The sequence below is a fragment of the Mesorhizobium sp. ESP7-2 genome (assembly GCF_020164715.1).
Classification (GTDB): domain Bacteria; phylum Pseudomonadota; class Alphaproteobacteria; order Rhizobiales; family Rhizobiaceae; genus Mesorhizobium.
In genome coordinates, this window is the sequence record NZ_JAIUGQ010000004.1 from 135,148 (window position 1) to 149,158 (window position 14,011).

Genomic DNA, 14,011 nt, shown 5'->3' on the forward strand with positions numbered 1-14,011 from the left:
ACAAAGGCGCCGGGACCTACGACATCGGCGTCACGGGCGGCACGGTGACCGGCGGTTCGGGCACGGGCGCCGCGATTCATGGCGACGCCATTGCGGGCGGCACCATCACCATCGGCTCGGGCGCCACCGTCAACGCCGGGGCCTCGGGCGTCGCCCTCAGCCAGGCGGGCGGTGCCGCCACCATCACCACGGCCGGCAGTGTAACCGGCAACATCAATCTCAGCGCTGCCAGCAATGTACTGGACATCACCGGCGGAGCAATCAACGGCAATATCAGCGGTGGCGGCAACAGTGTCCTGAAGTTTGATCTTGGCTCGGGCAGCTTCACCTACGGCGCCGCCTACACGATCACCGGCATGAACAGCACCGCCATGGATTCGGGCTCGGCCGAGATTGATGGCAGCCTCGCCACCAACACGCTTGCCGTCAACGGCGGCAGCCTGATCCTCAGCGGTGCCGCTACGGTCTCGGCCGGGACGACGATCTCGGCGGGAACGCTGCAACTTGGCAATGACGGCACTTCGGGCTCGATCACAGGCGATGTGACGAACAACGGCACACTCGCCTTCGACAGGTCGGACGCCTATACTTTCGCGGGACTGATCTCGGGCACCGGCGGCGTGAAACAGATCGGCAGCGGTTCGACGGTGCTGACCGGCACCAACAGCTATGCCGGACCGACCACGGTCGCGGCGGGCGGGCTCTATGTGGACGGCGACCAGAGCGCTGCAACCGGGCCGACCTCGGTACAGATCGGCGCGGCGCTCGGCGGCAAGGGCACGATCGGTGGCAACGTCGCGATCGCCGATGGCGCCACGCTGTCGCCGGGATCGGCCGACGGCACGCCGGGCACGCTGGCGATCGCCGGCGACCTGACGCTCTCCGGCGGCTCGATCCTGAACTACTCCTTCGGCCAGGCCAATGTCGCCGGCGGCGCGCTCAACGACCTCACCACGGTCGGCGGCAATCTCGTTCTCGACGGCACGCTCAATGTCGACGTGCCGGCCGGCGGCAGCTTCGGTCCCGGCATCTACCGCGTCTTCGACTACAGCGGCACGCTGACCAACAACGGGCTTGCGATCGGCTCCATCCCGTCGTCGAACACCTTCGTCCAGACCTCGGTCGACCACCAGGTCAACCTCGTCAACACGGCTGGGCTCGACCTGAACTATTGGGATGGCGACGCCGGTCCGAAGTTCGACGGCACCGTCAATGGCGGCAACGGCACCTGGCAGGGTTCGTCGGGCAACGACAACTGGACCGAGACGACGGGCGTCGTCAACGCCGCCTATTCGGACGGCGGCTTCGCCATCTTCGCCGGCATCGCCGGCACGGTGACGGTGGACAACGGGCTCGGCCAGGTGACGGCCGCCGGCATGCAGTTCGCCACCGACGGCTATGTCATCCAGGGCGGCTATATCGGGCTCGTTGGGCCGCAGTCGACCATCAGGGTCGGCGACGGCACCAGCGCCGGCGCCGGATACACGGCCACCATCGCCTCGGCGCTCAGCGGCGACACCCAGCTCGTCAAGACGGACGCCGGCACGCTGGTGCTGACCGGCACCAACAGCTACATGGGCGGTACCGCCATCAATGGCGGCACGCTGCGGGTCTCGGCCGATGCCAATCTCGGCGATGCGGCGGGCGGGCTCTCCTTCAACGGCGGCACGCTCGACACCACCGCCAGCTTCGCCAGCGGCCGCGCCGTCGACGTTCTCGGCCAGGGCACGATCTCGACCAACGCCGCCACGACGCTGACCCTCGACGGGGTGCTCTCCGGCGCCGGCGCCTTGACCAAGAGCGGCGCCGGCACGCTGGCGCTGACGGCAGACTCTTCCGGCTTCACCGGCACCACCGCGATCGGCGGCGGCACCGTCAATGTCTCGGGCAGCCTGTGCGGCACGGTCAACGTGCTTGCCGGCGGGCGGCTCGAAGGCACCGGCACGGTCTGCGATACCACCAACGCGACAGGCGGCACGATCGCCGCGGGCAATGCGGGCGTGCCGGGCACGCTCACCATCGCCGGCAACTACACCGGCAATGGTGGCACGCTGGAGATCGAGACCGTGCTCGGCGGCGATGCTTCGGCCACCGACCGGCTGGTCGTCACCGGCGACACGGCCGGCACCACGACGCTCAAGGTCGCCAATCTCGGCGGCGGCGGCGCGCAGACGGTTGAAGGCATCAAGATCATCGATGTCGGCGGCACCTCGGCTGGCACCTTCTCGCTCGCCGGCGATTATGTCTTCCAGGGCGACCAGGCGGTCGTCGGTGGCGCCTATGCCTACCGGCTCTACAAGAACGGCGTAAGTACCCCGACGGACGGCGACTGGTATCTGCGGTCGGCTCTGATCAACGGCCAGCCGCAGCCGCTCTATTCGCCGGCCGTGCCGATCTACGAGGCCTATGCCGGCGTGTTGCAGAGCCTGAACGAGCTCGGCACACTGCAGCAGCGCATCGGCAACAGAACCTGGGGCGAGGGTGCGACGCCCGAAGGGGCCGACGTCCCGGGACAGGGGCCGGTCGATGGCAAGGCCATCTGGGCCCGCATCGAGGCGGCTCATACGAAGCTCGACCCGAAGACGTCGACCTCCGGCACCGACTATGACGTGACGACCTGGAAGTTCCAGGCAGGTGTCGACGGCCAGCTTCACGAGAGCCAGGCCGGCGTCCTGATCGGCGGGATCGTGGTCAATTACGGCACCGCCTCATCCGATGTCTCGTCGACCTTCGGCGTCGGCTCGATCAAGGCCACCGGCTACGGCGTCGGCGGCTCGCTGACCTGGTTTGGCGACAGCGGCTTCTATGTCGACACACAGGCGCAGGTGACCTGGTATGACAGCGACATCCGCTCCGCCACGCTGGGCACCACGCTTGCCGACGGCAACAACGGCTTCGGCTATGCGCTGAGCGTCGAGAGCGGACAGAAGGTTGCACTCACCGGCAAGTGGTCGCTGACCCCACAGGCGCAACTCGCCTACTCGTCGGTCCGCTTCGACACCTTCACCGACAAGTTCGGCGCGGTCGTATCGCATGGCAGCGACGACAGCCTGGTCGGCCGCCTCGGTGTCTCCGCCGACTATGAGGACCAGTGGGCCGACAGCGCCGGGCAGGTCAGCCGCACACACATCTATGGCATCGCCAACCTCTATTACGATTTCCTCGACGGAACCGATGTCGATGTCTCCGGCGTGCGGCTGATCAGCCAGAACCAGACGCTGTGGGGTGGTGTCGGCCTTGGCGGCTCGCTCGACTTTGGCGACGGGAAATACGCGGTCTTCGGCGAGGCGATCGCCAAGACCAGTCTCGAGAAGTTCGGCGACAGCAATTCCATCGGCGCCAAGCTCGGCTTCAGCGTGCGCTGGTAGGCGAGCGCTGCTGCGACTTTCGGGTTGATGATGAGCGATGCAGCGCGGATCCGCGCATTGATCAGCGATCGATCTCGCCGAAGACGATGTCGAGGGATCCGATGATTGCGGCGACATCGGCGATCATGTGACCCCTGGATAGGAAATCCATCGCCTGCAGGTGGGCAAAGGACGGCGCGCGTATCTTGCATCGATAGGGAACATTGCTTCCGTTCGAAACCAGATAGACGCCAAATTCCCCTTTCGGCGCTTCGACGGCGGCGTAGACTTCTCCGGCCGGCACACGAAGGCCCTCGGTATAAAGTTTGAAATGGTGGATGGTCGCTTCCATCGATCGTTTCATCTTGGCGCGCGGTGGCGGTGTGATCTTCTGGTTCGGAATTGCCACAGGCCCTTGGCCTTCGGGCGCGCGCAGCTTTTCCAGGCATTGCTTCATGATCCGGACCGATTGGCGCATTTCCTCCATGCGAACCAGGTAACGGTCGTAACAGTCTCCATTCTTGCCGACGGGAATATCGAAATCCATCTCGGGATAGCATTCGTATGGCTGTGCCTTGCGCAGGTCCCATGGCGCCCCGGACCCGCGTACCATCACGCCGGAGAAGCCCCAGGCCCAGGCGTCGTCGAGGCCAATCGCGCCAACATCGACATTGCGCTGCTTGAAAATACGACTGTTGGTGAGCAGGCCGTCAAGATTGTCGCAGACCTTGAGGAACGGGTCGCAAAAATCCCAGATGTCGTCAAGAAGCGCGGCAGGCAGGTCCTGGTGCACGCCTCCAATCCTGAAATAATTCGCATGCATGCGGGCGCCGGAGGTGCGCTCGTAGAAGACCATCAATTTCTCACGCTCCGCGAAACCCCAGAGCGGCGGAGTCAGGGCGCCTATGTCCATGGCCTGGGTCGTGACGTTGAGGAGATGCGACAGAAGCCGGCCGATTTCGCAAAACAGGACGCGGATAAGCTGCCCACGCCTTGGCACCGATATCTGGAGCAATTTCTCGGCGGCGAGGCAGAAGGCATGCTCCTGATTCATCGGTGCGACGTAATCCAAGCGGTCGAAATAGGGCAGGGCCTGCAGATAGTTCTTGTATTCTATGAGCTTTTCCGTGCCGCGATGGAGCAGGCCGATATGGGGATCGGCACGGTCGACGATCTCGCCATCCAGTTCCAGCACCAACCGTAGAACCCCGTGGGCCGACGGATGCTGGGGTCCGAAATTGATGGTGAAGTTGCGAACAGCGGCTTCGGCCATGGCGGCTCTCGGCGATATCTGCGTTTCATTGCTTCACGGCGCGGCCGTATCGTTCGGGGTGCCGATCAAGTTGTCGTCTGGATGATCAGGGTCAGCGTGCCGTCACCATCGATGTTGGCGGCCACGACCTGTGAAGAGTTGAGCCCGTTCGCCCTCAGCGCCGTTGTTGCCTGAGGCGATGCATCGATGGAGTGCTGCAGCCGCAGCAGATCTTCCGCGCTGGTCTGGGTAATCACGGCTTCCGCCTGCGCTTTGATTTCCGCGGGCAGATCCTCGACGGCGACAACGGCAACATCGGTGAAATTCTGGTCAGCAGTTCCTTGCCCGGGCAGCGGTATCTGATCCGGCTGGGGCTCCAAGGGCGTCATCTGAGGAACGGGTGTCTGAGGAACCTGCGGGTTGACGGCTTGCCCGTAGAGGGGCTGCGTGACGACCACTCCGGAAAGCGCGGCAACTATCATCAACATCCGCATCGTCGTTCCCTGCATTTTTTCGAAACGTCGAACACAACCCTTGTGCCGAGTGATGGTTCCCTGCCACGACGGCCGCCGCGCGATTTCAATCGTTTCCGCCTGTTCAATCGTTCCGCTTGCCGCCCGAGCGGATCGCTGATGATGGTGATCTTGCTGGGTGTCCTGGTCAGCGGAACCGGTCGCGTGCGGCAGTGGATGGAGCCGGAACCGGATGCCGTGGTCACAAGCGTCAGAAACGCATCCCTCGCCAGCATAATAGCCGGCTCTGTGTCAGCTGGCAGCGCCGATCCGGGCATCCTCTTCTTCCTGGTGTTTGCCGTTGTCACCACAGCGGTGGCTCGCGCTCGGCGCAACGCCGCTGGTGCCACGCTAACTTGCCCAATGGATCATCGTCACGAAATCTTGGAAGCTGCTCCAGGCGGATCAATGTGAGTCCAGCAGGATGTACCCTGGCGACACGGGCCTCTCCAGCTGGCGACTGCTCAGGAACTTTTCGCCGCCTGACGATTTGGATATAAGATCGAATCCGAACAGAAGGGTGTTTGCGATGACGACCAAACGGTTAGCGATCTGCGCTCTTGCTCTCGCAATGGGCTGCGGCATGTCCTCGTCGGCATTCGCGGGGGCCAGGCACCGTCATTATCAACAAGCCGAACAGGAACGCTACGTTCCGGCCAATGACGATCTCATCGACTTCCTGTTCGGCGGCCCGCGCTATTACGACCAGCAGTTGTTCACGACGGCTGCCGGGGCCTGTTCCTACCACCGGACAGGACCGGACGCGTTCGCGATAAACAAGATCAACGATCACCACTGCGGGAAATAATCGGCTGCCGGCCATCAGGCCAGCCCGTTGCGAACGGGACACGGTGCGCCGGCGCGGACAGCGGCCGGCGTGACGTTGTCCAGGACGGCAAGCCCCCATCCCGAGCCGCGATCGCGCGCTTCTCCTGCGGGTACGGCGCTACGAGGCTCGCATCAGCTTGCCGTAGCGCTTGATCAGCCGGTCGCGCTTGAGACGCGTCAGCCTGTGCGTCCAGAAGAGCCCGTCGAGCTGATCGATCTCATGCTGGTGGCAGACCGCCAGCAGGCCCTCGGCGTCCTCGAACCGCTCATTGCCATCCAGATCCTGATAGCGGACGCGTATGCGGGCGTGCCGATCGATATCCTCGGTGATGCCGGGCATCGAAATACTGCCTTCCGCATGACGGATCATCTCGGTCGAGGCCTGGATGACAGATGGATTTGCGTAGATTCCCGGCTTTGTGGCGGAAGGAAGCTGGATCACGACCAGGCGTTTCAAGATGCCGACATGCGGGCCTGTGATGCCGATCCCGGGGGCTGCGTGCATGGTGTCGATGAGGTCGCTGGCCAAACCGTGCAGGTCGCCGTCGAACAGCTTTACCGGCTCCGCCACGGCGCGGAGGAGGGGATTGGGGAACTTCAAGATCGGTCGAACCGCCACGGACCTCGTCCTATCTGCCAATCATCTTCGAGTGAGGCCATAGGCGGCCAGCGAACACTGGCATAGCTTTAGCATGCCGTCATCACGGTTCCGCCAGGCCCGCGCGGATTTCGGCATCGTGTTCACCGCGCGCAGGGCTTTTGGCCGATGTCTTTTGTTCCCATCCGGAAAAGCGCGGCGCGGCCGCCGCCTGCAGGACGCCGTCCACTGTCTGCCATGTGCCGCGCGCGGTCATGTGCGGATGCAGTGCTGCTTCATGGGGGCTGAGGACTGGACCGATGCAGGCGTCGGACCCTTCGAACAGTTTGACCCATTCGGCGCGAGGTCTCGTGGCAAAGATCGCTGCCAGCCGGTCGCCGAGTTTCGGCCACAGATCGCGATCGAACTGGTTGGCGAATTGCGGATCGGCCGACAGGCCAAGCCTGTCGAGGAAGAGCGCGTAGAATTTCGGCTCGATGCACTGGACGCTGATGAACCCGCTGTCCGATGTCCGGTAGACACGGCACCAATGCGGTCCGTCGAGCAGGCTTTGGCCGCGCTCGGCTGCGAGCGCGCCGGACTGGCCGAGCGACATCAGCAGGTTCATCATGTGGGCCGAGCCGTCGACGATCGCGGCATCGACGACGGTGCCTTTGCCGCCGGCGCGGGCATTCATGATGCCGGCCAGCATGCCGATCGCCAGATAGAGCGCGCCGCCGCCTATGTCGCCGACCAGCGTCGGCGGCGCCATGGGTGGTTCTCCCGGCAAGGAGGCGTACCAGAGCGCGCCCGATACGCCGACATAGTTCATGTCGTGTCCCGCGGTGGAGGCCAGCGGTCCGTCCTGGCCCCAGCCAGTCATGCGGCCGTAGACCAGGCGCGAGTTGTCGGCGAGGCAGGCATCCGGGCCGAGCCCGAGACGTTCCATGACGCCGGGCCGAAACCCCTCGATCAGCCCGTCTGCGGTGGCGATCAGGCGCATCAGCACGGCCACGTCCCCGGCATCCTTGAGGTCGAGGGCGATGGAGCGCTTGCCGCGATCGAGCAGCGAGCGCTTGGGCGCGCCCGGCATGGACGCCCGCTTGCGATGGACGACGATGACATCGGCGCCAAGATCGGCGAGCAGCATGCCGGCGAAGGGCGCCGGCCCCAGCGCCTCGATCTCGACGATGCGAATTCCCCTGAGCATCCCATCCTCCACAGCGGTCAACTCTTTGGTGCTTTGCGAACTTTGGCACCGAGAGGGCGACGGTGTGTAACCCCGCTCTTTTGCCATTGAAGCACGTGCCGCTCGCATATACTTCACGGCGATGAAGAAAATCGGTTTCCTGTCATTCGGGCACTGGACGCCCTCGTCGCAATCGCAGGTGCGTTCGGCCTCGGACGCGCTGCTGCAATCCATCGATCTCGCGGTCGCGGCCGAGCAGCTTGGCGCGGACGGCGCCTATTTTCGCGTCCATCATTTCGCCCGCCAGCTCGCCTCGCCATTTCCGCTGCTGGCGGCCGTCGGCGCCAAGACCAGCCGCATCGAGATCGGTACGGCCGTCATCGACATGCGTTACGAAAATCCGCTTTACATGGCCGAGGACGCGGGTGCCGCCGACATCATCGCCGGCGGACGCCTGCAGCTCGGCATCAGCCGCGGCTCGCCCGAGCAGGTGATCGACGGCTGGCGTTACTTCGGCTACGTGCCGCAGGAAGACAAGAGCGACGCCGACATGGCGCGCCATCACGCCGAGGTTTTTCTCGACACGCTGCGCGGCGAGGGGTTCGCCCAGCCCAATCCAAGGCCGATGTTTCCCAATCCGCCGGGGCTGCTCAGGCTCGAGCCGCATTCGCAGGGCCTGCGCGAGCGCATCTGGTGGGGTGCCGCCACCAACGCCACTTCGGAATGGGCGGCAAAGCTCGGCATGAACCTGCAGAGCTCGACGCTGAAATTCGACGAGAGCGGCAAGCCGTTCCATGTCCAGCAGGCCGAGCAGATCCGCATCTATCGCGAGGCCTGGAAGGCGGCGGGGCATAAACGCGAACCGCGCGTTTCGGTGAGCCGCAGCATCTTCGCGCTGGTCGACGACCGCGACCGCGCCTATTTCGGCGGCAATGAAAGCCGCGACCAGATCGGCTTCATCGAGGAAAACACCCGGGCGATCTTCGGCCGCAGCTACGCCGCAGAGCCGGACGTGCTGATCAAGGAGCTGGCGCAGGACGAGGCGATCGCCGAGGCCGATACGCTGCTGCTCACGGTTCCCAACCAGCTCGGCGTCGACTACAACGCCCATGTCATCGAGGCGATCCTCACCCATGTCGCGCCGGCGCTCGGCTGGCGCTGACCCATGCGGCGAGCGGTCGTCGGTCCATAGATCGAGGGAGGTTGCCGCATGCCGAAGAAGGCTTTGATTGCCTGGGGCGGCTGGGAAGGCCACACGCCGGAGCGCAGCGCCAATGTCGTGCGCGACATGCTCCGGCGTAACGGGTTCGCGGTCACGCTCGGCCAAGGCACGGCGATGTTCGCCGATCCGGACCTTGCTTCATTCGACCTCATCGTGCCTGTCATCACCATGTCGACGATCGAAAAGGCCGAACTGAAGAACCTGACGCAGGCGGTTCGCCAAGGGAGCGGGCTCGGCGGTTTTCACGGCACGATGGGCGACAGTTTCCGCAATGAGCCGGACTACCAGTTCATGACCGGCGGCCAATGGGTCGCGCATCCCGGTGACATCATAGACTATCGTGTCGTCATCACCCGGCCGGACGACCCGATCACCAGCGGCGTCAGTGGTTTCGCCTATCGGTCGGAGCAATATTACATGCATGTCGATCCCGGCAACGAGGTGCTGGCGACAACCACCTTCACCGACGCGCATTTCCCCGGCATTGGCGGCGTCGTCATGCCGGTGGTCTGGAAGCGCCGCTATGGCGCCGGCAAGGTCTTTTACAGTTCGCTTGGCCACACGGCGGATGAATTCGCGGTGCCGGAAATGGCGCTGATTGCCGAGCGCGGTCTGCTGTGGGCCGCGCGCTAGCCTACCAATCGGCGACGCGGTCGCCGCCGGTGAATTGTGCGCTTTTGCCGGTGTATTCGAACAGTTCGATCTTCACGCCGTTGGGGTCGCGCAGCCAGGCCTGGTAGGTGTCGTCGCAAGCGTGTTTCCTGGCGGTGACATCGACGCCCATGGATGCGATGTGGGTAATCGCGGCGTCGATGTTCTCGACCTCCAGGCAGAAATGGTTGATCTGGTCCATCTCGCTGAACCGCGCCCCATCCTTCTGGAAAACCTCGACATGGCTGCGGCCGCCGCAATTGAGGTAGAACCCGAAAATCGCGCCGTCGCGCAGGAAGTTGAACTGGACGTCCATGCCAAGGACATCACCGTAGAAGCGTCGCGTCTCCTCGAGGTCATTGGCGAAGATGCAGACATGGGCGAGTTGCTTGACTTTGATCATGGCTAGGTTCCGTGGTCTGGCCGGCTGCGCAGGCGGCCCGTACAGTGCACCATCACTCAATCCCGCCGGCAACCGCGTAGGCACCGGCGATGCGGCCATCCTGCAGCCGCACCACCGCGGTCACGATCGAGCCGAAGGAGCCGCGCCAGACACTGTGGAACCGCTGGTGCTCAGCGGTCGGCACGAGCGCTTGCCCGGTAAAACGCGCACCGCTGCGCTGCATCGCGACGGGCTCTCCGTTGACATGCACCTTGATGCTGGTCGTTTCAGTTGTCTCGCCAGCCATTTCGAGGGTGATGGCGATCTCATCCAGATCCCCAGAAGCCCGCGTCTCGGCCGCAAGCTTGATGGTGAGCGCAGGCGCCTTGCCGTCGCCGGCCTGGCCTGGACGATGCGAAAACACATCGTCGGCCAGCTCGGGCGTGCGCGGCGGGCGGGTGCGGCGCTGGGTCGACCGTTCGTAATCTCCGGCCATGCGAAGCAGCCTTTCGTCGTCATAGGCCTTGCCGGCGAAGGTGAGGCCGACAGGCATGCCGATATCGGCCATGGTGCCCATCGGCACGGTGACGGTGGGGATGCCGAAATGGCGCCAGACCAGATTGCCGTTGGCGACCCAGGTGCCGTTGCGCCAGGCGAGTGCGGCGGACGCCTCGTTGACGTCGGCATCGGCCGGGCCGACATCGGCGGCGGCCGGCAACACCACGGCGTCGAGGCGGTTGGCGTCGAGCCAGTCCTCGAAGTCGATGCGCCTTGTTGCTTCAAGTCCCTTGACGCCGTCCTCCAGCGTGGGAATGTCGGCCAAGGGCGCGACGCCCGATTTCGCGCGTTCGACATACTCCGCCAGATCGAAGCCGCCCTCATAACGGTCCGGCAGCGTGCCCGGCGGCTGCGGAAAGATTTTCGGGCCGTCGACCGAGACGAGGTCGGGCAAGGCAGGGTCGGCATTGGCGCGCAGGAAATCGTCCCAGCCCCAGATGCAGAGATCCCAGAGTTCGCGCTCGGCGAAGTCCGGCGGCACCAGCCCGCGCTCGACCATGGTTTGTGCGCCAGGACGGTTGCGCTCGTAGTTGGAGACGACGGGAAAATCGACCTCGACCACCTCGGCACCGAGCCGCCGCAGATCCGCCGCCGCCTGCTCCCATAGATCAAGCACCGAGGCGCGGGTTTCGATCGGACGGTCAGCCTCGACGTCGCGACCGATATACATTTTGGGTACGCCGAGCCGTTTGCCCCGGAGTGACCCTGCCAGCGTCAGATCCGTATAGCGCGGTGGGCGTAGCTCGGAACTCCTGGGCAACGCGACCCAGGGCTGCGCGCGCCAGAAATCGCCCCGCGTTTCCGGATCATCGGCGACGATGACGTCGAGCAGCTCCAGCATGTCGGGCACACTGCGCGTGTGCGGCACCACCACGTCCATGGTCGGCACCAGCGGCCAGTTGCCGCGCACGGAGATGACGCCACGCGAGGGCGTGTAGGCGACGAGCGCATTGTTGGTGGCCGGCGCGCGGCCGGACGACCAGGTTTCCTCGCCGAGCCCGAAGGCGCAGAAGCTGGCCGCCGTCGCGGTGCCCGAGCCATTGGAGGAGCCCGACGCGAAGGCGGCGGTCAGGCAGTCGGCATTGTAGGGGCTTTCGGCGCGGCCATAGACGCCGCGCTGCATGCCGCCATTGGCCATTGGTGGCATGTTGGTGAGGCCAATCAGCACCGCGCCGCCGGCACGCAGCCGCGCGATGGTGAAGGCGTCCTCATTGGCGACGAGATGCTCGAAGGCCGGCGAGCCGGCCGCCACCGTCAGGCCTTTGACCTTGTAGCTGTCCTTGGCGGTGTAGGGGATGCCGTCGAGCGGTCCGAGCAGTGTGCCGGCGCGCCGCCGCTGGTCGGAAGCGGCGGCTTCCTCGAACATATCGGGGTTGAGCACGGGCACGGCGTTCAGCGCGATGCCGTGCCGGTCGAAATGCGCGATGCGCCTGACATAAGCCGCGACCAGTTCGACTGAGGTGACGAGGCCGTCATCGAGCGCGCGGCGCAGTTGCTCGATCGTTGCTTCGACGAGATGAAGGCTTGTGTCGGTCATCATTGTTCCCAGGCTATTGTCTGTACGCCATGTGTCTGTACGCCATGGATGAGCGAGGCCGCCGGCTTCGGCAAGCGCCAATCGGAATTCGTTGCGGGCCAGGTGGGCTCAGGCGCTCGCCTCGGCATCGCTCCGGCGCCTGACATGGTCGATGAACGCGCGCAGCTTGGGCAGGACCTGACGCTTTCCCGGGTAGTACAGGAAAAGCCCAGGCAAGGTCACGGCAAAGGGTCCCAGCACCTCCCGCAACCGGCCGTCAGCGACCGGCACGCTGGCAAGCGGTTGGGGTACCTGGGCAAGCCCGGCGCCTCGCATCGCCGCGCCCAGAAGCGTCGGATAATCATGCGCGATCAGCGGTCCGGAGACGATGGCCTCGACCGACTTGTTGCCGTCGACAAAGGGCCAGGGCGCGATCGACCCGTTTGACCGGCGCATGCGCAGGCAGGCATGGCCGCGCAGATCCTCGACGCGTTGCGGCACGTTTCGCTGGCGCAGGTAATCAGGGCTGGCGACGACCACGAATGGCAGCGGCGGCGTCAAGCGCACCGCGATCATGTCGGCGTCGACAAATTCGCCGGGCCGGATGCCTGCGTCGAAGCCTTCGGCGGCGAGATCGACGAGTTCGCCACTGGCCACGATCTCCAGCTCGATTTCCGGATAGGCCTGGCAGAAGGATGCGATGAGCGGCTCCAGCAGGATCGGCACCACCGACGGAGGCACCGAGAGGCGCAGCAGTCCGGTCGGCCGCTGGCCGAGGTCGCGCGCCACCTCGCTCGCGGCGACCAGTTCCTCGAATGCGGGTCCTGCGCGCGATAGAAAGCGCTCCCCGGCTTCGGTCAGGCCGACGCTGCGCGTCGTACGGGTGAAGAGCGCCGCGCCGATGCGCGCCTCGAGTGTGCGGATCGCCTGGCTCATCGCCGACGGCGTCACCTTGAGCTCGGCCGCCGCCTTGCGGAAATTACGATGCCGGGCGACGCTCAGGAAGGCCTCGACGCCGTCGAGCGCTCCCTGCCTGACTGTGAAGTTCTGCTTCATGGCGCATCGACATTATCGCGGATAGTCGCGGTTCGAAAGCGGTCCTATGTCTCCAGCAAGGACACAACCAGAGGAACCAGCAATGACCGATAATCTCGACGGCGTGCGCGCTCACTACCGCGCCAGCGGCCTGACCGAGCGTCTCAAGACGGCACTGGCAGCCTTAGGACCAGAGGACCAACGGCTCATGCCGGAGCAACTGGCCGGGCTCGACCAGTTCCACACCCGCGGGCTGGCGGCGACCGCCGAGCTTGCCGGACTGGCCGGGATTGGCCCGGACACGACGGTTCTGGATGTCGGATCGGGACTTGGCGGGCCGGCCCGTTTCCTGGCGGCGACCCATGGCTGCCGGGTGACCGGCGTAGACCTCAGCGAGCCGTTCGTCGAGGCCGCGCACTATCTGACCGAACGCATGGGGCTGAGCGAACAGGTGACGTTCGAGGGCGCCAGCGCGCTGGCGCTTCCCTTCGACGACAGCCATTTCGACGTCGTGTTGCTGCAGCATGTGGCCATGAACATCACCGAGCGCGGACGGCTCTATGGCGAGATCAGGCGGGTACTGAAGCCGGGCGGCCGGTTTGCCACCTACGACGTCGTGTTGAATAGCGGCGATCCGCATTATCCCGTTCCCTGGGCACGAAGCCCGGCGGAGAGTTTCTTGCTCACCGCGGCCGAAACGCGGACGCGGATCGAGCAGGCAGGCTTTGAAACCTTGGTGTGGCAAGACGACACGGAGGCGGCCAAGGCGTGGTTTTCGCAATTGCGGGCGTCCGGACCGCCTCCTTTGCTCAATCTCGGCGTCGTCATGGGGCCGGACTTCGCGGGAGTTGCCGCCAACCTTGGACGCAATCTCGGGGAAGGCCGGTTGGGCATCCTGACAGCCGTCTTCGAAGCCATTCCGGGCAAGACCTGAGGGAGGCG

General features: G+C 65.0%; 12 protein-coding genes and 2 pseudogenes. 7 read left to right on the top strand and 7 right to left on the bottom strand.

Going from position 1 to position 14,011, the window contains the following annotated elements:
* Window positions 1–350: 350 nt before the first annotated feature.
* A pseudogene (locus tag LB543_RS34145) lies at window positions 351–1,793 on the top strand (beta strand repeat-containing protein); the annotation flags it as partial.
* Window positions 1,794–1,799: 6 nt separating this feature from the next.
* Window positions 1,800–3,368, top strand: a pseudogene (locus LB543_RS34150) (autotransporter outer membrane beta-barrel domain-containing protein); the annotation flags it as partial.
* 61 nt (window positions 3,369–3,429) lie between these two features.
* On the opposite strand, the gene LB543_RS06195 reads toward LB543_RS34150, so the two are convergent.
* Complete coding sequence (locus LB543_RS06195; RefSeq protein WP_224613449.1) at window positions 3,430–4,620, bottom strand: NADH-quinone oxidoreductase subunit D; 1,191 nt, start codon at window positions 4,618–4,620, stop codon at window positions 3,430–3,432.
* A gap of 65 nt (window positions 4,621–4,685) precedes the next feature.
* Complete coding sequence (locus LB543_RS06200; protein WP_224613450.1) at window positions 4,686–5,093, bottom strand: hypothetical protein; 408 nt, start codon at window positions 5,091–5,093, stop codon at window positions 4,686–4,688.
* 138 nt (window positions 5,094–5,231) lie between these two features.
* Here LB543_RS06200 and LB543_RS06205 point away from each other — a divergent pair, with 138 nt between their 5' ends.
* Window positions 5,232–5,525, top strand: a complete 294-nt coding sequence (locus LB543_RS06205) for a hypothetical protein (RefSeq protein WP_224613451.1) — start codon at window positions 5,232–5,234, stop codon at window positions 5,523–5,525.
* Window positions 5,526–5,640: 115 nt separating this feature from the next.
* The gene (locus LB543_RS06210) at window positions 5,641–5,919 is read left to right on the top strand and encodes a hypothetical protein (RefSeq protein WP_140763821.1); all 279 of its coding nucleotides are present in this window, start codon (window positions 5,641–5,643) and stop codon (window positions 5,917–5,919) included.
* Window positions 5,920–6,057: 138 nt separating this feature from the next.
* On the opposite strand, the gene LB543_RS06215 is transcribed toward LB543_RS06210, so the two are convergent.
* Both LB543_RS06215 and LB543_RS06220 read right to left on the bottom strand, forming a co-directional pair.
* Window positions 6,058–6,558 carry a peptide deformylase gene (locus LB543_RS06215; RefSeq protein WP_224613452.1) on the bottom strand — a complete coding sequence of 167 codons (501 nt, stop codon included), beginning with the start codon at window positions 6,556–6,558 and terminating at the stop codon, window positions 6,058–6,060.
* An 82-nt stretch (window positions 6,559–6,640) separates the two neighbouring features.
* Window positions 6,641–7,726 (bottom strand): CaiB/BaiF CoA transferase family protein, encoded by a 1,086-nt coding sequence (locus LB543_RS06220; RefSeq protein ID WP_224613453.1) that lies wholly within the window; start codon window positions 7,724–7,726, stop codon window positions 6,641–6,643.
* A gap of 121 nt (window positions 7,727–7,847) precedes the next feature.
* On the opposite strand from LB543_RS06220, the gene LB543_RS06225 reads away from it, so the two are divergent.
* Both LB543_RS06225 and LB543_RS06230 read left to right on the top strand, forming a co-directional pair.
* A complete protein-coding gene (locus tag LB543_RS06225; RefSeq protein ID WP_224613454.1) occupies window positions 7,848–8,867 on the top strand; it encodes an LLM class flavin-dependent oxidoreductase in 1,020 nt (339 codons plus the stop codon).
* A gap of 48 nt (window positions 8,868–8,915) precedes the next feature.
* On the top strand, window positions 8,916–9,560 hold the full coding sequence (locus LB543_RS06230; protein ID WP_224613455.1) for a ThuA domain-containing protein: 645 nt from the start codon (window positions 8,916–8,918) through the stop codon (window positions 9,558–9,560).
* 1 nt (window position 9,561) lies between these two features.
* Here the strand turns inward: LB543_RS06230 and LB543_RS06235 are convergent, their stop codons facing one another.
* From LB543_RS06235 to LB543_RS06245, 3 genes are all read right to left on the bottom strand, one after another.
* Complete coding sequence (locus LB543_RS06235) at window positions 9,562–9,981, bottom strand: VOC family protein (RefSeq protein ID WP_224613456.1); 420 nt, start codon at window positions 9,979–9,981, stop codon at window positions 9,562–9,564.
* Between the two features lie 52 nt (window positions 9,982–10,033).
* On the bottom strand, window positions 10,034–12,055 hold the full coding sequence (locus LB543_RS06240; protein ID WP_224613457.1) for an amidase: 2,022 nt from the start codon (window positions 12,053–12,055) through the stop codon (window positions 10,034–10,036).
* Window positions 12,056–12,163: 108 nt separating this feature from the next.
* On the bottom strand, window positions 12,164–13,090 hold the full coding sequence (locus LB543_RS06245) for a LysR substrate-binding domain-containing protein (protein WP_224613458.1): 927 nt from the start codon (window positions 13,088–13,090) through the stop codon (window positions 12,164–12,166).
* 82 nt (window positions 13,091–13,172) lie between these two features.
* Here LB543_RS06245 and LB543_RS06250 point away from each other — a divergent pair, with 82 nt between their 5' ends.
* On the top strand, window positions 13,173–14,003 hold the full coding sequence (locus LB543_RS06250) for a class I SAM-dependent methyltransferase (RefSeq protein ID WP_224613459.1): 831 nt from the start codon (window positions 13,173–13,175) through the stop codon (window positions 14,001–14,003).
* The last annotated feature ends 8 nt before the right edge of the window (window positions 14,004–14,011 follow it).